Origin of the sequence: Pseudoalteromonas sp. SWXJ133, assembly GCF_015864365.1 — a bacterium.
GTDB classification, from domain to species: Bacteria; Pseudomonadota; Gammaproteobacteria; order Enterobacterales; family Alteromonadaceae; genus Pseudoalteromonas; species Pseudoalteromonas arctica.
Window position 1 is genome coordinate 1 of the sequence record NZ_JADYXJ010000037.1, and the last position, 23,194, is coordinate 23,194.

General features: G+C 36.7%; 12 protein-coding genes. 11 read left to right on the forward strand and 1 reads right to left on the reverse strand.

The genetic code is table 11. The features are described 5' to 3' along the window. Positions 1-1,501, forward strand: a 1,501-nt coding sequence (locus I6F40_RS18925) for a cytochrome c3 family protein (RefSeq protein ID WP_197193314.1), incomplete at its 5' end; no start/stop codon positions are given. A gap of 147 nt (positions 1,502-1,648) precedes the next feature. On the opposite strand, the gene I6F40_RS18930 is transcribed toward I6F40_RS18925, so the two are convergent. Continuing rightward, positions 1,649-3,043, reverse strand: coding sequence for an MFS transporter (locus tag I6F40_RS18930; protein WP_024594235.1), 1,395 nt, complete (start codon positions 3,041-3,043; stop codon positions 1,649-1,651). A gap of 142 nt (positions 3,044-3,185) precedes the next feature. Between I6F40_RS18930 and I6F40_RS18935 the strand changes: the two genes are divergently transcribed. The 10 genes from I6F40_RS18935 to I6F40_RS18980 all read left to right on the forward strand — a co-directional run bounded on the left by I6F40_RS18935 (position 3,186) and on the right by I6F40_RS18980 (position 22,770). Further along, entirely contained in the window at positions 3,186-4,211 is a 1,026-nt protein-coding gene (locus tag I6F40_RS18935) for a LacI family DNA-binding transcriptional regulator (protein ID WP_024594236.1), read from the forward strand. A gap of 271 nt (positions 4,212-4,482) precedes the next feature. After that, a complete protein-coding gene (locus I6F40_RS18940) occupies positions 4,483-6,978 on the forward strand; it encodes a glycoside hydrolase family 2 (protein ID WP_024594237.1) in 2,496 nt (831 codons plus the stop codon). A 196-nt stretch (positions 6,979-7,174) separates the two neighbouring features. Further along, on the forward strand, positions 7,175-8,794 hold the full coding sequence (locus I6F40_RS18945) for a sulfatase family protein (RefSeq protein ID WP_024594238.1): 1,620 nt from the start codon (positions 7,175-7,177) through the stop codon (positions 8,792-8,794). An 85-nt stretch (positions 8,795-8,879) separates the two neighbouring features. Then, a complete protein-coding gene (locus I6F40_RS18950; RefSeq protein ID WP_166379566.1) occupies positions 8,880-10,685 on the forward strand; it encodes an alpha-1,3-galactosidase-related protein in 1,806 nt (601 codons plus the stop codon). Positions 10,686-10,717: 32 nt separating this feature from the next. Then, entirely contained in the window at positions 10,718-12,586 is a 1,869-nt protein-coding gene (locus I6F40_RS18955) for a right-handed parallel beta-helix repeat-containing protein (protein ID WP_024594240.1), read from the forward strand. Between the two features lie 253 nt (positions 12,587-12,839). After that, positions 12,840-15,539, forward strand: coding sequence for a hypothetical protein (locus tag I6F40_RS18960; protein ID WP_166379562.1), 2,700 nt, complete (start codon positions 12,840-12,842; stop codon positions 15,537-15,539). A gap of 103 nt (positions 15,540-15,642) precedes the next feature. After that, on the forward strand, positions 15,643-17,580 hold the full coding sequence (locus I6F40_RS18965) for a sulfatase family protein (RefSeq protein ID WP_076916434.1): 1,938 nt from the start codon (positions 15,643-15,645) through the stop codon (positions 17,578-17,580). 703 nt (positions 17,581-18,283) lie between these two features. Then, positions 18,284-18,529 carry a YfhL family 4Fe-4S dicluster ferredoxin gene (locus I6F40_RS18970; protein WP_024594128.1) on the forward strand — a complete coding sequence of 82 codons (246 nt, stop codon included), beginning with the start codon at positions 18,284-18,286 and terminating at the stop codon, positions 18,527-18,529. Positions 18,530-18,746: 217 nt separating this feature from the next. Continuing rightward, complete coding sequence (locus tag I6F40_RS18975; RefSeq protein ID WP_197193315.1) at positions 18,747-19,460, forward strand: metallophosphoesterase; 714 nt, start codon at positions 18,747-18,749, stop codon at positions 19,458-19,460. Positions 19,461-19,842: 382 nt separating this feature from the next. Further along, positions 19,843-22,770 carry a TonB-dependent receptor gene (locus I6F40_RS18980; protein ID WP_197193316.1) on the forward strand — a complete coding sequence of 976 codons (2,928 nt, stop codon included), beginning with the start codon at positions 19,843-19,845 and terminating at the stop codon, positions 22,768-22,770. Positions 22,771-23,194 lie beyond the last annotated feature (424 nt).

Consider the following 23,194-nt stretch of genomic DNA (forward strand, 5'->3'; position numbering starts at 1 on the left):
TCAAACAAGCCCTACCAATATGTCGCAGTGGAAAATAATTGGCGATAATAAAATTGCTACTTGGCAAGGTGAGCCGCGCGATAACAGCTTTATGCAAGGCTGTTATGCGTGTCATTCGCTTCGAAGCCCATTAACCGATGGCTTTGATAACAGCCAAGCGTTTTTAGACCAATTTAGTCCTTCATTTTTAGAACCAAATTTGTATCACGCCGATGGCCAAATTAAAGAAGAAGTGTATGTGTTTGGCTCTTTTGCACAAAGTAAAATGTACAAAGCCGGAGTTAACTGTGTTGACTGCCACGATAAACACACCATGAAAGTTAAAACAAAAACAAATGGGCTGTGCTTACAGTGCCACAGTGCCAGCGAATATAACAAACCCGAGCATCATCGCCATAAAGAACAATCAACCGGCGCACAATGTGTTAGCTGCCACATGCCAACCAACAGATACATGGGCGTTGATGACAGGCGCGACCACAGCTTTAAAATTCCGCGCCCTGACATATCAATAAAATACGATACACCCAATGCGTGTGTGCAATGCCACGACGGTCAAACAAACGAATGGGCAGCAAGCACGCTTGAAAAATGGCATGGTAAAGCACCGGCATTAAGTGCAAGCGAGCACAGTATGCTTGAACTGCGCTCATTAAAAGCGATATCGCAAAATGCACATATGAGCTTAATTAATGACTTTTCGTTAAATGAAATAGACCGCGCCAGTGCAATTGCCTATTTAGGTAATTCGGGCGCTGAGCTAAACGATGCCACAGTAAAAAGTTGGGTTAACTCGCCGCTTCCGCTTATTCGCTTAGCGATTGCTAAAGTGGGCTTTTTACTCCCCGAAGCAGAGCGCTTAAAAAGCTACAAGCAACTATTAACCGACAAATTAAAGTCGGTGCGTGTTGCTGCTGCGCAAAACCTAAGCCAAACAACAGCGCAGTTAAACGGGCTTAATCAATCAATTATAGAGCTTGCACACGCTAATACCGTCAATACATGGCGCGGTGAAGGTAACATCAATCAAAGTATGCTCGCGCTTAATAAACAAGACATAAACGGTGCTATAACGTCGTTACAAAAAGGCATTAGCGTTGACCCTTACTTTGATGCAAGTTATGTAAATTTAGCCGATATTTATTATCGCCTTGGTCAAACAGCAAAAATGCAAAGCACGTTAAATAGTGGTTTAAAAGCAGTACCTACCTCTGCGCCGCTACATTATGCAAACGGTATGGCGCTTATTAGAAGCGGTAACAAACCCGCTGCAGTTGATTCATTTAAACACGCAATGACACTTGAGAGTAATAACGTGCAATACGCTTATTTGTACTTTTTAGCGCTAGATAGCATTGGCTCAACAGCGCAGGCCGTGAGTGAATTAAAACTCAAAATGGGCGCTTATAATAATGCGCAGCAGCTTAAAAACTTAGGAATGGGCTTTGCTCAAAAAATAAAAGATAGAAATACTTATAACTACTTCAGTCTATTGAAATAAGACTTGAACCTTAAGTTATAAACGCTACACACGGATTTAATACGCCTATAGAGTTAATCGACCAGTACAAAGGTCGGTTAACTCTATAGAGATTTATAATAGTGGTTTGATATAATTAAAATTAAAAGCCACATTACATTTATAAATTTAAGGCGTCGGGCTATGTTTTTCCGCTAATTGGTGCTTTATTTTTTCAAATGCTTCTTCATCAAGACTGTATTTACTAATAAAAAAATAACCTACAACAGCCGAAATAATTGTACCCGCAACCAAAATAACTCTCATCAATAAAAGAGAGGTAGGTGATTGATTGATTCCAAGTAAGGCGTCAAAACCGATTAAATTTAATGTTAACCCTGAGCCTATCATGGCAATGGTACTTGCAATTGCAATAATCCAGTATTGCAAAGAGGCAAACAAACCTTCTCTACGAACTTTGTTTGCAACTTCATCAGCATCTATTTGATCTGCAATCATTGAAGATACAATGACACCAATGCTGGCCCAAATTGAGCAACATAAAATAGCATCTAAAACCAACCACCAATCATTACCAGGTTGGTATATAAACCACTTAGCAAAGCCGCCGATAATAGTTACTCTATAAGACCACTTTAAGGTATTTACTTTACCTATACGTGTAGAAAGGGATGTCAGCACGTAAATTGCAGCAATACCTGCAATTGCGTATGAGCTCGAAAGTATGCCTTTAGATGTAGCGCCAGCCAGAATATTGCCGTCATTCATGTAGTAGACTAATACGTAGTAATCCATGCTTGCTGCAAAGCTTCCAACTGTAAGTTGTACAGCAATTAAAATGAGCAAAATCTTCATGTTTTTATTTTTTATAATTGCGTTTAAGCTTGAAAGTAAAGGGAGATTTTTATTAACTTCAGTCTTTTTGTAATCACGCTCTTTTAGAAATAGAGCCGGTAGCATACCAAAGCAACCCAAACATACTATAGCAACACCCCAACCCACATATTGCATGCCCAACACAACCCCACCAAAAATACTTAGCTTTGCTAAAGGGAATATCCAATGATAGGTAATACCCCCTAATTTTAAAAAGTAAGTAACAAAGGCCATAACTTTTGTTCGTTCGTGATAGTTGTTAGATGCCTCGTAGGCCAAGCACTTCATTGGTAATGTCCAACACGCATTAAAGGCATAAAATAAAAGCGCCATGAATGAAAAATAATATAGCTGGTATGTTTGCGCCCAATGAATAGGTACCATCCAAATAAACCCAAAAACGATACATGAAAGCCAAGGGAATACGAATAAAAAAGGTCTTCTTCTACCGTAGGGGGTTTGTAATTTATCTGACCAATAACCAACTAGTGGGGAAATGAAACTAGCTACGAAAACAGGAGCTTTTATAGCCAAGGCTAAGAAAAAAGGATCTACACCGAGTGTCATTTGGTAATAAGGAATAGCTAAAATACCGATACCTTGATGAGAGAAAAATATTCCAAGAAAGCCGATACCGAGCAATATTTTTTGTTTAAGCATCACGTCTTTATTATTTAATTGGATCATGGTTTCTCACTAATGCTTAACCACCTTATTTTTATGGTTATAATCAGGCGATATGTAGATTTTTCATTTGAAAAGAGCAAAATTATGGGATAACGTTAGCACAAATTAATTATCTTAACTATTCTTGGAGAACTTAAACTCAATGGTCACTATAAAGGATGTTGCCCGCGTAGCGGATGTATCACCTTCAACGGTTTCTCGTGTAGTGCGAGGAGAAGGGAAGGTAGGTAAAAAATGTCGAGCTAAAGTTCAAAAAGTAATTGATGAAATGGGTTATAGACCCAACACCAATGCAAGAGCATTAGTGAGTAGAAGATCTGAGCTAGTTGGTATTGTTACTCCAGCACTTCACAAGCCTTTTTTTGGCTCTATTGCTTTTGGTGCAGAGACCGCAGCACGCCAAAAGTCATTTCAAGTAATGATGCGTAATTCACATAACGATCCTGAGCACGAAATAGATGCCATAAACTCATTTCGAGAGCACGGTTGCGAAAATATTATTTTGCACAGTAAGTCTGGCTCTGTTGATGATTTAAAAGATCTCGCTGAAAAAATTCCAGGTTTAGTTTTTATTAACCGCTTTATACCTGAATTAGCGTCAAGATGTGTTTGGCTTGATAATGTATCAGGTGGGCGAATGACGGCTGATTATTTATACAGCCAAGGCCATAGAGATATCGCTTTAGTCAGTTTAAATCTCAACAACGATCAAGAAGAACGTATTCGAGGTGTTCGTCAATTTTTTCAATCAAAAGGGATCCCAATCCCTGAAGAAAATATTGTTGAACACAGTCCTGTAAAAGACGTTGTTTCGAATATTGAAGAATATTGTGTGTATGCTGTTAAAGAGTTATACAAAAGAAACGCAAATTTCACAGCGATTGTTGCTTACAATGATGAAATGGCGGTATGCCTCATGAACGCGCTATTTGATATAGGCAAAAGAGTACCTGAAGACGTATCTGTTATGGGGTTTGATGATCTTGATATAGCACATAAATGTCGCCCAGCACTGACGACCATTCGTTACCCTATTATTGAAATGTCTGAGTATGCTACAAAGCTGTCACTACAAATGACTTTAGAAAAAGAAGATATAGTTCAAAGAACGCATTTATTTATGCCTACTTTAGTTGTGCGCAAATCAGTTAAAAAAATAGATTTGTAGGTTATCAGCTCCTATATTTAACTTGTTTTAATTACCTCCTCTTAGGATAACGATCCCCCCTGCTGTTTATCCTGATTAACTCCCAATGTAATTTATTGTAAAGAACGAGGAACATAACTATTTATTTTACGATGAATATCAGTTGTTTATGTTTTTTTATATGATTTTTAAGTTTATATAAAGTTAATGCGATATTGACATACCGTTCAATTAAGTTTAATTTTTAAGGATAACGTTATCCCTATTTAATAAGTCATACAGGAATAGTATTTTGAACTTCAATTTTGTAAATAAATATAAGCCATTAAAAGTACTAATTATGCTAATAAGCATGATTAGTGCTAATTCTTGGGCAAATAATGAGAGAGAAAGTTTTAATGATGGTTGGTTATTTGCCAAAGGTGAGCACGTTGGTGCAGATAAAAGCAAATTTGAAGATTCAAAATGGCGAACGTTAAACTTGCCTCACGACTGGGCAATTGAAGGACCATTTGATAAAACTTACAGTGCTAGAAATGGTGGTTTACCGGTATTTGGAACAGCGTGGTATCGAAAGCATTTTACTTTAGCAAAATCGACCCTTGGGAAATCAGTTTCTATCACCTTCGATGGTGCAATGTCGAACACTGAAATTTTTGTTAATGGAAATAAGGTTATCAGTCGTCCATTTGGGTATATTGCGTTTGAATTTGATATTACACCTTATCTAAACAACCCAGGCGATGAAAATGTGATTTCAGTAAAGTTATCTCCTGAAAATTTTTCAGCTCGTTGGTACTCAGGAGCAGGTATTTATCGTAATACTTGGCTTGAAATTAACGACAAAGTACATATTAAGCAATGGGAAACATTTGTTTCAACCCCAGCTATTACAAAAAATAAAGCGATTGTTGATTATAAAACCACTGTTATTAATACCGAAAAAGTGTCTCAAGCTGTTGTTATAAAAACAAGTATAAAATCAGCTGAGGGTGTTGTAGTCGATGAGACAGCTCTAGATCTTATATTACCTGCAAATAGTGAACATAAAATCCAACATCAACTTAAAATTAGTCAACCTAGGCTATGGGACACTGAAGATCCATATAGATATACGGTAGTTACTAGCGTTGTAAAAGATGGAAAAACTGTTGATGTAAATTCTGTACCGCTAGGTGTTCGAAAAATTGAATTTAAGGCTGACGATGGCTTTTGGCTCAATGACCGAAGAGTTCAAATTCAGGGTGTTTGTTTACACCACGACAATGGGCCGCTAGGCGCTATTGTTAATAAGCGTGCTATTGAAAGAAAGCTAGAAATAATGAAAGAAATGGGCGCTAACTCTGTTCGAACTTCTCATAACCCTCCATCACCAGAGTTGGTTGAATTGGCTGATAAAATGGGAATTTTATTGCAAGTTGAATCTTTCGATATGTGGGAAATTGAAAAACCTGCTGTAGTAAATGGATACAATAAGAACTTTGAACAGTGGCATGACCGCGATTTACGAGACATGATCAAACAATACCGTAACAACCCTTCAGTAATCATGTGGAGTATTGGTAATGAGGTTATGGAGCAGCGCACAGATGACGGTTGGAAAGTTGCTAAAAATTTACAACGTATTGCACATGACGAAGACCCTACCCGTTTAGTTACCAATGGCTTGAGCATGTACCCTGACTTTATAGATAAAGGCATGGCACAAGAAATGGACATTGTGGGTCTAAATTATAAGGCTTATAAATATCAAGAAATTAAGCAAGCACACCCCGATTGGATAATTGTAGGAACGGAGACATCATCTGTTGTAAGTACGCGTGGTGTGTATCATTTCCCAATTGAAAAATATAATAAGCATGAGTCTAAATATGTCACCAGTTTTGATGTGATCACTCCTCCTTGGGCTTATATCCCAGATATAGAATTCGAAAATTTAAAGAATAATCCAAGTGTTATGGGTGAGTATATATGGACAGGTTTTGACTATATTGGCGAGCCTACGCCTTACGGTGGTCGTGATCATGGAAATAAGTTTTATTGGAATCAAGATTGGCCAGCACGAAGTTCATCATTTGGGGCTGTTGATTTAGTTGGATTTAAAAAAGATAGATTTTACCTTTACCAAAGCCAGTGGACAAAAAAACCAATGGTACACGTATTACCACATTGGAACTGGCCCGAAAAAGTCGGTGAAACAATCCCTGTTTTTGCATATACAAATGCTGAAGAGGTTGAGTTATTTGTAAATGGTCAATCTAAAGGAAGAAAACGAAAAGGTGAAGATAAAGTACGCTTACCTGTCAGCCTACGTTACGACAAGTCGGTTAAATACTTTGATTCTCCGTATCGACTGCGTTGGGACGTAGAGTATCAACCTGGTGAAATTAAGGTTGTAGCATATACAAATAATAAAGTGGTTTCTGTTAAAACGGTTAAAACAGCAGGTAAAGCAGCTCAAATAGCGCTATCTCCTGATAGAAAAATACTGAGCGCAGATGGTTATGATCTTTCTTATATCACCGTAGAGATTACAGACAAAGACGGTAATTTAGTTCCTGATGCTGATAATAAAATTAATTTTAAAGTTGAAGGTGCTGGCGAAATTATTGGGGTCGGAAATGGTGATTCGGCAACAACAGCCCCATTTCAAGCTGATTATCGTCATGCCTTTTACGGCAAAGCCATGTTAATCGTTAAAAGTAATAAAAACATGCTAGGGGAAATAAAAGTGACTGCTAGTGGAGAAAAATTAATTTCAGATTCAGTTGTATTAATTAGCCAGTAAGCAGATAGCCCGTGTTGCAGTGGTCGCGGCGATATTTGCCTAGCTGCGATTGGCTGATTAATCGTGGAAGGGAAAAGCATTACTTTAGAGTAGTTAGCTGAGGAGTGTTTTTCTTGGATGAAAATAACAAACGGTTCTGTATTTCAACTTATTGATACATTTAATTGCTTGTATCATTTTTTATAAAAGGCCTTTTATGTTACTTAGAATTTTTTTACCAATAACAATGCTAATTACAGTTAGCGCACACGCTAATGTAGAGGTGAGTACCTCAAAAAGTATTAAAAATATAGATAAAACTAAATTAGCCGTTAATCAAAAAAAACCGACAAATATTTTGTGGATTTATATGGAGGATCAAAATCCGTGGAATAATGCTTGGGGTGATTACACTGTATCAACACCAAATATTAAACAATTTGCAGATCAAGGCGTTCGTTTTACAAATGCACACCAGCCTGCTCCAGTGTGTTCTGCAACACGTTCAGCATTAATTACAGGGCAATATCAAACGACCTTGGGCCTTCAAAATCATCGTTCTAGTCGTGCCAGTTACAATGCGACTTTTTTACCAGAAGGATATAAAACGGTTCCAGAGCTGTTTGTTGATGCTGGATATCAGACATTTAATATTGGTAAAGATGATTACAATTTTAAGTATGATCGTAGCAAACTTTACAATGCTCACGAAGGAAAAGCGGGCTTTCAAGGTGCACATGACGGCACTAAATTTGATTGGGCTAAAAACCTTAAAAATAAACCGTTTTTTGGTCAGATACAGCTACAAGGCGGAAAGCATCATAACTTTAAGGGTAAAGACGTTCCTCAAGTCGACCCTGATAAAATGACGCTTCCACCTTATTATGCAGATACCCCGGCAACACGCGCTGAATGGGCAAAGCATTATAAAACTCAAGTTTTGTCTGATATCGAATTAGGCCAAATTTTAAAAGAGTTAGATGACAATAATATATTAGAAAACACTGCAATTTTTTGGTTTTCAGATCATGGCATGCTGTTACTTCGTCACAAACAGGAGCTTTATGAGGATGGCGTAAAAGTACCTTTAATTATCAGTTGGCCTGCAGGTAAAGAGCTATTAAAAGGTAAAGGTGCTGTAAGAAATGATTTGATCAGCGGTTTAGATATACCAGCAACCAGCCTTGCTTTAGCCGGGATTGATATTCCTTCTTATTATGACGGTAAGAATGTTTTTTCTGAAGAGTTTTCAGGTCGAGATTACGTTATTTCAGCCAAAGATCGAATGGATTATACATTTGACAGAGCGAGAAGCGTACGAACTGAAAAATACCGTTACATACGCCAATTTCATCCAGAGCTTTCGAGCGCTCAACCGCAATACCGCGATAAAAAACAATACTCTATAGAGGCTCGTGCTTTATATGAAGAAGGTAAGCTAACCCCAGTGCAAGCAGCATACTATTCTGCAACAAAGCCGGTAGAGGAGTTATATGATCTGCAATCAGACCCTGACCAAATTAAAAATTTAGCTGCATTGCCTAAGTATAAAAAAGAGCTCTTACGTCATCGCCAAATTTTACTCGATTGGATTGCCAAAACAGACGACAAGGGTGCATATCCAGAGTCTGAGCGAGCAGTTAAAGAGGTGCTTGATATATGGGGTAAAAATTGTGTAAGTACTCAATGTGAAAGCTATCGATTACACCATCCTGATTCAGTAAATATACCGGGTGATAAAGTGTATTCACCAATCCAATGGCCAGCCTACATGCCAAAGCCTAAAACGCCGTATTACAGCGAAATAGAGCATATATACCGAAAGAAATTTCAGTAGCTTAGGCGCTGAGCGCTCAGAAATATTAATTCTGAGCGTTCAATTAAGATCATAAACACAACCCATAAAAAATTGAGACATAAGAATGAATTATAAAACTAAAGTAATCCCCTTAATTTTAAGTGCTTTACCGCTGCTTTCTATGCAGTTGTACGCTAAAGAGGTTTTAACTTTTGAACCGGTAGCGCAGGATATGACCCCGATTATTCGCAGCGCTCTGAAAAATGTAAAAGATAAAGATTTAAAAATTGTATTTAAGAAAGGGACTTATAAGTTTTTACCTGAATATGCATCAAGTGAGTACCGACGAATTACCAATCATGGTAATGGATTAAAAAAAATAGCTTTTTCTTTAGATGGTTTTGACTCAGTTGAAATTGAAGGTGCTGGGTCTGAATTTATTTTTCATGGGCAAATAGCGCCATTTGAATTTTATAATAATAAAAGCGTTAAAGTTAGCAACATTACTATTGATTGGGATATACCGTTTACGTTTGTAGCTGAAGTACTGGCAGTAAATGAGAAACAAGGGTATCGAGACGTAAGGCCTGTTAAAGGCGATCATCAGTGGGATCTTAAAGGAGGAAAAATTCGGTTCCCAAATGTTGATGGATTTAGTTATGACTATTTAGGCTCTACACTTGCTTGGGATAAAAATGAAAAGCGAGTTGTTCATGGTGGTATAGACAGTAAAAGCAAGTCAGATAACGTAGAAGACTTAGGAAATGGTGTTTTAAGAATTCACGAAAAACTTAAAAATCACCCTCCGATTGGCTCGTTAACAAGCTCAAAAGGCGACAGAGAAACACATCGGTACGCACCTGCTTTTCAAGTGAAAAATTCTAAAAATATAGTGTTTGATAATGTAGTTATACATCACGCTTTAGGAATGGGGTTTTTATTTGAAAAAAGTGAAGACATTCAGATTCTAAACTCAGGCGTTTATTTACGTGATGGTTCAGAGCGCTTAATTTCTACAACGGCTGATGCAACTCACTTTGCTAATTGTAAGGGCGATATTTTAATAGAAAATAGTCGTTTTGAAAATATGCTAGATGACGGTGCAAACGTACATGGTACTTACACCATAGTTGACAAAATAATTGATAGTCACACTGTATTGGTCAAGTTTGGTCACTTTGAGCAAACAGGATTTGAGTTTACTGGTCAAGGTGATGAAATTTGGTTTATACACCAGCCAAATACCAAAAGAGAAAATATAAATATAGTTGAATCGGTAAACATAATTAATGAAAATTATACGCAGATTAAGTTCAAAGATAGCTTGCCAAAACAGCTTACCAAAGGTGACTTGTTAGAAAATAAAACGTGGAACCCTACTTTCACAATGCGTAAAACCATCATTAAAAACCACCGCGCGCGTAATGTAGTTTTAAAAACACCATTAAAAACCGTTATTGAAGATAATTTCTTTTCATCAATGATGTCATCAATTTTGTTTCGTGGAGAAACCTTCTTTTGGTACGAATCGGGTGCAGTAGAGGACGTACTCATAAGAAACAATACTTTTGACTATGTAGCTTATGCAGGGAAACCTCATGCGGTTTTAAACATAACACCAAGACTTAGCACAAGTTTTAATCAAGATGAGATATACGATCGCAACATTCGATTTGAAAATAACACAATAAATAGCTTTGGTAATCGTATTGTTTGGGCTGATAGAGTTGGCGGTTTAACGGTGTCGGGTAATACGATTAATCGTAATATTAACCAGCCTGTATTGCATCCAGATAGCCCACTTTTTGAGTTTGTTAACAGTGAAAATATTGAACTTAAAAACAATACTTATAATGGCAAAGTACAACGAGTGCTTATCGTTGATGATAGCTCTAAAGGCACTTTAATAGACGACGGCTCTATTAAGTAACTTCAATCAAATTATATGGCAAAGGATCTTTTATGTTTATTTCTGTCGTTAAATTCACTTTGAGTTTATCTCTATCTCTATTTCTATTTAGCTTGTGCACTATTGCAAATGATAAAGTGATAGATATAAGCGACTTTGGCGCGATTAAAGATACAGGATCCGACAGTACCCATAGCTTATATAAAGCTTTGCAAGAGGCTAAAAAAATCGGTGCAACAAAAATCACTTTTCCTAAAGGTCGGTACGACTTTTATGAAGAGCGAGCCGCCGATAGATTAATGTATATAAGCAATAATGACCCAGGTATTAAACGTATTACATTTCCTTTGTCATTATTTAATAATCTTGAAATAGATGGAAATAACTCTACTTTTATTTTTCATGGTGGTTTAGTGCCATTTATTTTAGATGAAAGTAGTCATATTATACTTCGTAATTTTTCTATCGACTTTTCTCGGGCTTTTCACTCCGAAGCATTAATTGTTGGTGCTGGAAAAGGGTATTTAGATTTAAAATTTACAGACCAATTCCCTTATAAGATTAATGAGGCCGGTATTTTAAAATTTCAGTCTCAGCTATTTCAAGCCTCAGGAATAAAAAGTAAAGACAGACTTAAACGTAAACAAATTTCGCAAGATGAATATAAATATGAATACAAGCGTGTATTAGAGTTTAACTTTGCACTGCGTGAGCCTGAGTATATGGCGCAAGATATATTTACTGGAAATGCTTTACGTGCTGAAAAGCTAGATGGAGGCGACGTTGTAAGAATTTTTCATCCAAATTTGAAAGCAAAAGTTGGAAATATATTAGTTTTTCAGGCAAAGCATCGTGATTACCCCGGTGTGGTTATTTCAGACAGTAACAATGTCGAACTTCATAATATTACCATTCATCATGCAGGGGGGATGGGAGTAATTGCTCAACGATCTCATAATATTACAATCAAAGACTCTAAAGTCTCTCCTAGCAAAGGGCGTATTGTAAGCACAACAGCGGATGCAACGCATTTTGTTAATTGTACTGGAAAAATTAAGTTGATTGATAACTTATTCGAAAGTCAAAAGGATGATGCAACTAACATACATGGAATTTATGCTGCAATTGATAAAATTATAGATGATAAAACGGTAGAAATTAAGCTACAACATCCACAGCAATTTGGTTTCGATTTTATAGGCTCAGAAACTGAGTTAGAGCTAGTTCATGGCCCCAGTTTGATAACTTATGGGTCAGCTTTGGTTGCAAAGAGTACTCGAGTTAGTAATGAAGTAACGCGAATTGAGTTTGTTAAGCCATTTGATAGCCGGTTACAAAAAGGTGATTCTGTTGCTGAGGTTCGAGATTATGCACACGTCATAATTAAAGGAAATACAATTCGTAAAAACCGAGCCAGAGGTATGTTGTTAAATAGCCGCGGTAAAACGTTAGTTGAAAATAACTATTTTCATACATCGGGATCGGCCATTTTATTTGAAGGCGACGCAAATTTTTGGTTTGAGCAAGGTGGCGTTCGAGATGTAACGATTAAAAATAATATTTTTGAAAATAGTTTTTATAGTCAGTGGGGGCAGGGGGTTATAGCCGTAGACGCTGGAATTGATGAGCAGTTTAAAGAAACATCACGATATAACAAAAATATTGTAATAAAAGGCAACACATTCAAAGTGTTTGATAAAGCGCCTATTCTCAATTTATTTTCTGTTTCACATTTAGTTTTTGAAAATAACATCATTGAAAAAACGACTGGATATCCTGAGCGTAAAAAATATGACTCATTGTTTTTAATAAACAACAGCGACAATATTACCATTTCTATAAATAATATTTTACAAGGATTCTCTGAAAGTAAGTCCCAGCTACTTAGTCCCACAACAACTTATAAAAGAGCTAAAAACTAAAATGAGTATTTTAATAATAAGTACTTTTAGTCAGTTTTATATTGCTTATATAAGCTTTTATAACGCCTACTTTAAATAAACAACGGGTAACTTAAATAAACACGCCACTCTAAAATTTATCTTTTAGGAGCGCACCTCTACACGTTTTTTTAGGGCCTGTTTATAAATTAAGTAGGTAAATATTTAACTATCGCATTAAAACACACACATTATATTAAAGTTTCTCAATTCACCTAAAGGTGAGGGTATATCAATGAAAAAAATTGTTAATAAATTAAGCGCGGCATCAATAACGTTACTTTTCTGTGTTAGCAGCTTTGCAAGTGAAGTTTCACAAGATTATTTTACGACACAGGGCAATGGTCTTCGTCAAATTACAAGTGGTACAGTAAATGGTCAACCCGTTGTTTATACATCTGAATTAGATGGTGCTGTAGCAAGTTATAGTTCAAATGGTGAAGAGCTGTGGCGAAGCGCAACTCAAAATAAAGCAGTACTTTTTGAGATAAATAGTACGGATTTAAATAATGATCAATCTGATGAGCTAATAGCAGCAAGTGCTGATGGAAGTATTTATGCATGGGATACCACATCTAAAAATAAGGTAGCCCCTCTTTGGAAATTTACTCCACCTAAAAAAGTTCGCTTTAGTGAAGTTGCAGTAGCACGTGTTGACGGTGAAAAACGGATTTACGCAGGGGGGAATAACTTTATTTTGTATGAGCTAAATAGTAATGGACAACTACTCAGCGAAACAAAATTAGAGGGTGTGGTTCGCAAAATAGAATCAGGTCGTTTTTTATCCAGCGACAAAGACAGCTTATTTGTTTTTACTTTAGATCGTGATAAGTATCGTTGGGATTTTATGGGATTTATTGACCCTAAATCAAAGAAGGTAATAAGCAAAATTAGCCCTGCAGATCGAAATGTTAAAGACATTTCTAAAAATATGATGATAACGGATATCGACATCGCAGACTTAGATCAGGATGGTTTAGACGATTTATTATTTTTCGGTGATTATAAAAGTGGTCAAAAGTCTGCTGCATCGTTTGTTGCTTACAATAGCAAATTTAAACGCATTGCAGACTTTAAAATAGCATCTGCACAAAGACAGCGTTATGCGCATGTGTACGGCACATCACTATTACCTAAGTATAACGAAATAGTACTTCAATTTGGGGGGCTTACTTATTTAATTGATGCAAAAGGAAAGTTAATAAAACAAGTTGGCGAAAAGCACACCGGCCTTATTTTTAATGATATAGAGTTATCAGCCACTAGCGAAAAACTTTTTGCGGCAGGCCAAATTGGTGGAGGTAATACTATTTATAGTTTTGATTTAAATAATAAAAATTGGTTAGACACTCCTCATCAATTAACCGGTCGGTTAGCGCAAGTTGAAAAAAATATTAATGATTTGTATGAACAAACATTAGCTTTTGAAATGCCAAGTTACCAAAAGAAATCTAATGAACCTTGGGTAATGCTAACTAAAGCAGAGCTAAATAGTGATGTGGAAAAACTCAATGGTGCCGATTTTCTTAGCGTAGCCCAAGAGCGATGGACTGAAAAATGGGATCGCAGCCAATTAGTTAAAAAAATAGGCAAAATTGCGCTTAAGCAAGATCGCCGAGGTAAATACAAAGATACGCGAGAGCAATTAATTAAAAAAGCGAAGGCATTTGAGGCCAAAGGAAAAAGTTTTGTTGTTTGGTCTGGTCACGGTATAGACCCATTTGGGGTTAGTATTGACACAATGGAGGCTATATTAGAGGCCGCTCCTAATACCGCTCTTGGCTTTTTATATGCTGAAATGCACGACCCGAAAGATCCAAGAGTACTTTATTTTATCTCGGAGTATATGCCACGCTTAGCCAAAGCAATGCGTAAGCAAGGCAAAGCAAAATTATATTTTAGATATAAAGATGTTTTTTGGGCTACGACTTCTCAACAGCAACCTTGGAAAGATATGTTTTTTTCTGGGCAGTACGCTGATATTTTAGTTCCTTCTGCTGAGGATACGACATCACGTACGCAAGATATAAATTTTACCGGTAGAGTTGGCATGTTTTTAGGTGGTTATGTTAACGATTACGCAATGAGACTTGTTGATGATAACCCAACCAGTTGGCGTCCTCTTAGCCCTGGTGGACAGCGCAGTGTATCTCCCTACCTTAGAACTGCCGTGTTAAGAGCTGCGTATGGTTCAAGAATGGGTATTATTTTTGATAGCCGTTATACCGAGCAGCCAGGATTAAATGTTCTATTTGCATTAATGAAGTCGGGTGTTTTACCGATTGTTGAAAAAGATGCAATGCAATCAATCGGTTCATGGATGCTAATAAAAGATGTAGACATAGAGTTAGCTCATTCAATAACTAATCATCACGAAATGAATCACTACAGTGAAAATGACTCCAATGCTTTGATGAGTTTAGGGCAAATTCAATGGGCGGGTACAAACTTACCAAAGTATGATTATTCTAGAGCGGCCTTAGGTGTGCAATATAGATGGTTGAATTTCATTCCGCCAATGCCAAATGGCATGATCCCAATCGCCCCTATAGAATCTGCAGCGCAATTAAAAAAACAAAATACCCCTTATTTTGTATCAAATGGAAGAGTCGGTTTTAGTAATGATAAAGAGATAGGTGCAGAAGAATTTTACCCAGAGATGCAACACTCAATTGAGCTCGGAGCACAAAATTTACCTATACGTGTTGAAGGTTCTGCTTGGTCTGTAATTAAGTTAGACGAGAAACATAGCCGTATTATTTTAGTCGATCAAGGCTATATTGACCCTCAAGATAGAGATGTAACTATACATTTTCATAAAAAAGCGAAATGGGTAAAAGATATTTTATCTAAAGAAGCGTTTCATATAACTGATAATAAAATGAACGTTACTGTTCCTGCTGGATCAGTTCGATTTTTTGATGTTGGTTACTAGTAACTAACTAACTAACTAACTAACTAACTAAATAAGCGTACTGAGTGCCGCTATTTTTGTATCTTAATAAGTGATGAATATTATGACAATAAAAAAATTAGGAATGAGACATATACTAACGATATGCCTTGCCTCTGCTCTGTTATCGGGTTGTGAGTCTTCTGCTATATCGAATGATGACTCGCCTATTTCCAAAAAAGCGATTGAAAAAAGGCCAAATTTTGTTTGGTTAGTATCAGAGGATAACTCGAAACGGTATTTAAAATTGTATAACGCTAAAGGCGCTGAAATGCCCAATATAGAGTTTTTGGCAGAGCAAGGCTTAGTGTTTAATAATGCATTTTCTAACTCGCCTGTATGTTCAACAGCAAGAACAACGCTCGCCCTGGGGGCGTATCCTGCTAAATTAGCAATGGAATATCACCGCCCATTTGAGCGTATAAACTTACCTAAAGAATTAAGCACAATAAGTGATTACCTCACTAAAGCAGGTTATTACACGTCAAATGATGCCAAAGAAGACTATAACTTTATCTCACCACAGAATAATTGGAGCTCGTCAAAAAAGGGAGCGAGCTGGCATAATCGCAAAGCAGGCCAACCTTTCTTTCATATGCAAACGTGGAAAACCACGCATGAAGGAAAACTACACTTTCCTGAAAGCGATATAGAAAATTTACCAACGATACATAATCCCAATTTAGTAGAATTAGATCCTATCCACCCCAATACTGAACTATTCAGATATACGTACGCTCGTTATCTCGACTTACATAAAAAAGTAGATAAAGAGATGGGCGTGGTAATAAATCAGCTTAAAGAGGAAGGATTATTAGAGGATACATTCATATTTTATTTTGGTGATCATGGTGGTGTTTTACCAGGTAGCAAAGGGTTTGTTTCACAAAGAGGCCTTAATGTTCCTTTAGTTGTTCGTGTACCAAAGAATTTTCGACATTTATTACATAAAGATTTACAAGCTAAGCTATCGACTCGAGTAGATGGCATTATTAGTTTTATAGATTTTGCCCCTACCTTGCTTGAACTGGCAGGTTTACCTAAATCTAAGTTGCAGGATGGCGAAAGCTTTTTGTCAAAAAATTTAAGTTTAGATGATTTAAATAAGCGTGATACAAACTTTTCATTTGCCGATAGATTTGATGAAAAATACGATATGGTAAGAGGCTTTGGCAAAGGTAAATATAAATATATTCGTAACTATTTACCTTTTAACCCAGATGGATTGTTTTCAAGTTACCGTTATAAACAGGCCGCTTACAGAGAGTGGAAATACCTATTTAAGGCTAACAAGTTAAACTCTGTACAAAGTGCTTTTTTTAAACATAAGCCGTTAGAGGCATTATACGACCTTGAACAAGATCCTTTCGAAACTGAAAATTTAGCACTATTACCACAATACACGGATGAAGTGATTGAAATGCGTACAGGATTACAAAAAAAGCTGCGATCGATGCCCGATTTAGCTTTTTATCCTGAATCTTATTTAGTCGATATTGCAAAAGATGACCCCAATACTTTTGGTTTAAAGCACAAAAGTAATATTGCCCGCTTTATCAATATAATAGATATGAGCCTACAACCGTTTGAACAAGTAAAAAATAAGTTAAAGGCAGTATTGTTATCAAATGAACAATGGGATCGCTATTGGGCAATGAATACGCTGTTATCGTTTGGTAGTGAGGCAAATGAGTTATTACCTTTAATCAATAAAATAAAACTACATGACAGTAGTGCACTTAATCGAGGTAGGGCTATTCAGTACTTGGCTCTTAATCAAGGGATATCTCCCAAGGCTGATTTAGAAAGCTTAATAGAACAAACAGAAAATCCACTAACCGTTTTAGCAATACTAAATATTGCTACTCAATTACATGATGAATTGGATACTACGTTTGATATTAAACTGCAAAAATCATGGGGTAAATTACGTACTAATGCCAGCAGCCCAATGAACAGCTTTAGCCAACGTATGGTTAATAGCTGGTTTAAAGACCGGGTAACTTATTTAAAAACAATCTAGCAATAAACAGCATAACGGCTAAAATTTTTGAGTCGTTATGCTGTTAGCCAAACTACATTGTCAGATATTTCTGCTTTTTAAACTTCAATCAACCTAGTCCACCAAATAAAAGACTTTTGAAGAAACGTACCAAAACCACTTTAAGCTAGAGGTTTCAGTTGGAGCTAAAAACGATTTAGATAAGATCGAGTAAAAAGGCACAATGTTAGATAACGTAAATATGATACGAAGACTGTGTTGTGCTTCATATTTAGATAAACGCTTAGTGTCTAATTTTTTAGTCCCTTGTTTTAAATTCTCTTTTCCTTTAAAAAAGATGATTTTAGTGGCCAAAATAACACACCGATTTATGTGCTGCATAGAAAACGGCGGTTTGAGCTGGTTCCATTCTAGTTTAGCTTTCGTGTATTGAACTTTGGTAAGCGTTGATAAAGAGTGCTTCACTTTGTAATAACCTATATAAATAAAGGCCTTGCGGCGATTTTTATTGATTGAGATCAACAAAGCAACAGAGAAAAATAGGCATAATTCGTGGCTGCAATTTACACCTAAAAATAAAATGGTGTGTTACGAATGTGTGCTACGATTTAAAGAAAAATAAAGGTTTATTATTGAACTGGACTTGTATCAAAAGTAGTCAAAAAACATTTAGTTTAGCTCTATCTTTTTGTTTTATAATGATATTAATTGAAGAGGCTTATAAGTGGCTCTACTCATAAATAACAAATGCATTAACTGCGACATGTGCGATCCTGAATGCCCTAATGAGGCTATTTATATGGGAGCTAAAATATATCAAATTGATGCTAGTAAATGTACTGAATGTGTAGGGCATTACGATAAACCTACTTGTGTAAGTGTTTGCCCTATTGACTGTATAAAGCCTGATCCAAATAAGCGTGAAAGCTTAGATGAACTGGCTGATAAATATGTGCTGTTAACTAGCTAATAGCTTGTTTAGGTATTTTGCTAAGCCGCTTTTTACTATCGGCTAAAAACTATCTACATTACTTATGTAGCTTGTAGCAAAAATCCGCCGTCATGTGTTTTTAGTTTCAATCAAATCTTATTACCTTCATTAATTATCAACTATATTGTGTTACCTTAAGGCTTTATAAACTCAAGTATTAATCTAAGTTTTAGATTGCATTCTATAGGAGTCTATTTTGGATATAGGTATTAACGCTATTCAGGCTGTATCTTCAAAACAAGCCGTATTCATAAATGATAAGTGCCGAGTATTTGTAATTGGCGATCTTGATGGTGATTTACCAGCGTTAAAAAGCGCACTTAATAACGTAAATTTTAACCCGCAAAGCGACACTTTGTTTTGCCTAGGCGATTTTGTTGATCGCGGGGATAAAACATATGATTTATTTGCGTACTTACACGAAATTAAGGCATGTTTGATATTAGGTAATCATGAGCATTTAATGCTGGAGTCGTTACTAAGTAATGATGCTGCCGCTTTTAAATTATGGACGGACAATGGTGGCAATTGGCATAAGTATGTATCGAGTGAAAAGCTCGATGCTATGTGTGATGAGTTGCTAACAAAGCCGCTTTCGATAGTACTTGAATATCGCGGCTATAAAATTGGGTTGTCTCATACATTTCCGCAATCGTGGAATTGGGAAAATTACCCTGATGATAAATCAGTGATTGTGCAATCTTTGTTATGGGATCGCGAAGTAGTTAAACAAAATAAGGTAGTTGAAAGTCATGGAGTCGACTTTTCAATACATGGACATAACTCAACTAAAGCACCTTTCTGGGTTGGCAATAGTTACCATATAGATACAAATTATTTAGGAGGGAAGCCTACATTGCTTGAGCTTTCAGACGTTATAACTACGCTTGAAAAGTCATCTACTCTTTAAAGTCTTCAACTTTTTAAATATCATCCGGCAGCTTTGTTTTTAAAATGTAAGCTGCTGACTACCACACCTAATAATACCCCTTTGTTTTTATACTCTTATGATTTGTGCACTGTAATTATTTTATTAAGCTATTAAATACAACAAAGCCCTCTTAGTTTATTAATTGAGCTTTTTTTGTGTGGGTTGGGGTTTAACTTTCATTTAATAGGTATAAATACAGTTAAAAGAGGATTGATTCGATTTTATATTGTTGGTTAACAAACGGTTAAGTTTGGCTGTGTAAAATTGGCTGCAATTTTTGCCATTACGTAAATAACTTGCGTAAAAGGACTAACTTCTCGCTTTAGCTTTACGAGCAGATTTAAATGGAACAGCCTCTCACATGATAGCAACAAGTATAAACTCTTTTCCTTTTTCAAAATTGTGTAAGTCGTCACTTTATGTATCAATTTTTTCTGCTTTGGGTTCTACGTACGCTTTTGCTGCGCAAGAAAATGAAAACTCGCGGCATACAAAAGATATAGAAGTAATAGAAGTACGTGGTATCCGTTCAAGCATGGCCGAAAACTTAGATGTAAAACGTATGTCTGGCTCTGTGGTTGATGCAATTACCGCTGAAGATATTGGAAAATTTCCTGATAAAAATGTAGCAGACTCTCTTCAGCGTGTACCCGGTGTGGTAATTGAGCGTGATGGTGGGGAAGGTTCGTCAGTCAGTATTCGTGGTTTATCATCAGAACTTACTTTTACACAGCTTAATGGTAATTTTATTGCGTCTTCCCCGGGTGAGCCTTCGCGTTCATTTGACTATGCTTTGTTACCGTCTTCGATGATTGAAAGTGTAGAGGTTTATAAATCGCCAGAGGCACGCTTAGATGAAGGTGGGGTTGGTGGTACTGTATTAATGCATAGCCGAAAACCTTTGAGTATGGATGCAAACTCAGGTGTATTCAATGTAGAGAGTACTTACGCTGATGTTACAAAAGAGTACGAACCGCAGTTTACGGGTTTATATTCATGGAAAAACGACGATGAAAACTTTGGTGTATTAGTTGGCTATACCTATCAGGAAAGAACAAACAGAACACTTTCGGGCGGAACTGATGCAAATGTATGGCGCTATACGGGCGGTGGACAACCTTCAGATATAAATGGCAACGCCGTTGATAACAATAATGGTTGGGATGCTATTAATGATGCAAACGGTAATAGTTACAATGGCGTTTGGTTTCCACAAGTTGTGCGAGGTTCAGTTCTTAACGAAAAACGTGAGCGCGAAGGAATTCAATTTAGTACGCAATGGCGACCAACAAATCGTTTAGAACTTGGATTTAATTACTTTGGCTTTACGCTCGGGCAAGACAGAACAGAATCTGTGATTGATATACCAGAGTGGTCTTTAAATTCTGATTTTTTAACTGATGTAAATCTTGATGAGTCGGGCACTATTGTCACTGGTATGCAATACGATGCGATGGCAAGCGGTATTGAAAAAGATATGCAGTTTCCGTGGATGCGCGGCAGTTATGTACGTGAAGAATCTACTTCAGATACCTTTGATTTTAATTTAACTTATGAAGGCGATAATTTTAAAGCGCGTTTTGTTGTGGGTAATACAAAATCAGAAGGAGGGCCAGAAGAAAGCTGGGAGGCTGCATATAAAAGTTCAAACGCCGGCGAAAACGCCTCTACTCTACAAAATGCTTCTCAAACTGCTGGCTGGTCACTGAACCAAAATAATGTATCACTTAATATCGACCCTAATACATTAACTAACTTACAAAATGGTATTGGAGGCGGTCGTGATGCGGGTTCATCAAATTCGAGTTTTGTACGTAGTGAATTAGAAGAGGATTATTACCAAGCTGATGTCGACTTTTATGTTGATTGGGGCTTTTTAAAAACGATTAGAACAGGTATTAAATACCGTAACTCCACGCTTCATCGTGAAACTGGCAATACCTTCTTTTTAGATCCTAATTTTGATATTGCTGCGGGCGAAGCAAGCGAGCAAGGCATTACACAGTTTGATAGCTACCAGTGGAATGGTGGAATGCCATTAGCTCAAAATGTATTTACGAGTGAGAGTAATATTGCTGGTGGTTTTAATATAAACCAAATGCCAAGTATCGATTGGGATAAATACCGCGATATGGTCACTGCTAATTATGTTCCTTATACACGTATTGAAGATAACTTTGTTTACGACATTGAAGAAAAAATATCTGCTTTTTATATTCAAGGCGATTTTGAGTTTAGTGAAGTAAGAGGTAATTTGGGCGTGCGTGTTGTGCAAACTAAAACATTTACTTCATCTACCGACTTATATACCTACCAATTAGATCACACAAATGACGCAACAGGTGAGCCAGTAACGGGTGACGCACGTTTTGTAGAAGACTATCAGTTAGTCACTCAGCAAAACAAAGATACTCAAATACTACCCAGCTTTAATATAGCGTGGGATGCAACTGACGATTTAGTTATACGTGGGGCAATAGCAAAAGTAATGTCTCGTCCTGATTACAGCGATTTAGGTGCGCAGCAACGTATTACATTTGTATCGGATGAATGGGCCGATGATAGAGCTGCATTTAATGAATTGCCTGGTTTTAGCGGTAGTGGCGGTAATAAAAACTTGAAACCATTTGAATCAGTTCAAGCAGATTTATCTATTGAGTATTATTACAGCGAGGGTTCTGCTATTGGATTGGCGCTTTTTCATAAAAAAGTAGATAACTTTGTTGTGCCACTGGTAATAGATGTAGAGCAAAGTTTTGCCGGTAAAAATAACATAGTGGATGGCGGTATTATTAATATAGCTCCGTATAGCACTGTAGGTAATGGTACCGATGCGGTATCTAAAGGCGCGGAAGTATTTATTCAGCATGCCTTTGATAATGGTTTTGGCTTTTACGCAAATTACACCTATAACAAAACTAACAAAGCAGATGTAACTTTAAATGGTGAAGAATTTGGTCAGTCGGCATTAATAGGTAGTGCAAAGTATCAGTACAACACTTCTGTTTATTATGAAGGTGACGCTTTTAATGTGCGCGCTTCTTATAACAAACGAGGGGAGACAGTATTAGGCCTTAATAGTGGGTTAAATGTATATCAAGATCCGTACGAGCAAGTTGACGTTAATGCATCGGTTAATTTGTATGAAGGGCTAAGCTTAACAGCTGCTGTTATTAATTTAACTAAGTCGGAATCGGTAACGCGTTTAGGTGATGATACCGATGCACGATTACTTAACTCGAGCTATTCGGGTCGGCGCTATTACGCAGGCTTTAATTACAGCTTTTAATTAACGACATACGCAATATTTTATCAAAAGCCAACTGACTAACTTTAGTTGGCTTAACCTAACAGAGCCAAATAATATAATTTTATGTATGCACATAGTTTTGTCGTTCATACATTGGTTATTTAATAGGCAGAAAAAGCCTCGCAGCCCTTTATTTGTATAGCTTTCATACTAAATTCATTTAATTGTCAAAAAGCTGAAATAAAACATTGACCCCCGCTCGAATCTCCCTATAATGCGACCCCACTGAGACGGGAAACGCCGAAGCATAGCAAGGCACGAACTACCTCAGAGAGTTAAATGAAACTTCGGTTTTAAATTGTCGAAAGAAAGTTTAAAACAAAGTGTTGACTCGAAAAATAAAGGGTGTATTATTCGCATCCCTTGAGACGCTAAAGCGACTCAAAACGTTCTTTAACAATAT

Bases quoted from the DNA above. Each gene is read 5' to 3' on its own strand.
- I6F40_RS18960 (WP_166379562.1), top strand. From the start codon at position 12,840: ATGAAAAAAATTGTTAATAAATTAAGCGCGGCATCAATAACGTTACTT.
- I6F40_RS18930 (WP_024594235.1), bottom strand. From the start codon at position 3,043: ATGATCCAATTAAATAATAAAGACGTGATGCTTAAACAAAAAATATTG.
- I6F40_RS18935 (WP_024594236.1), top strand. From the start codon at position 3,186: ATGGTCACTATAAAGGATGTTGCCCGCGTAGCGGATGTATCACCTTCA.
- I6F40_RS18955 (WP_024594240.1), top strand. From the start codon at position 10,718: ATGTTTATTTCTGTCGTTAAATTCACTTTGAGTTTATCTCTATCTCTA.
- I6F40_RS18980 (WP_197193316.1), top strand. From the start codon at position 19,843: ATGATAGCAACAAGTATAAACTCTTTTCCTTTTTCAAAATTGTGTAAG.
- I6F40_RS18965 (WP_076916434.1), top strand. From the start codon at position 15,643: ATGAGACATATACTAACGATATGCCTTGCCTCTGCTCTGTTATCGGGT.
- I6F40_RS18950 (WP_166379566.1), top strand. From the start codon at position 8,880: ATGAATTATAAAACTAAAGTAATCCCCTTAATTTTAAGTGCTTTACCG.
- I6F40_RS18945 (WP_024594238.1), top strand. From the start codon at position 7,175: ATGTTACTTAGAATTTTTTTACCAATAACAATGCTAATTACAGTTAGC.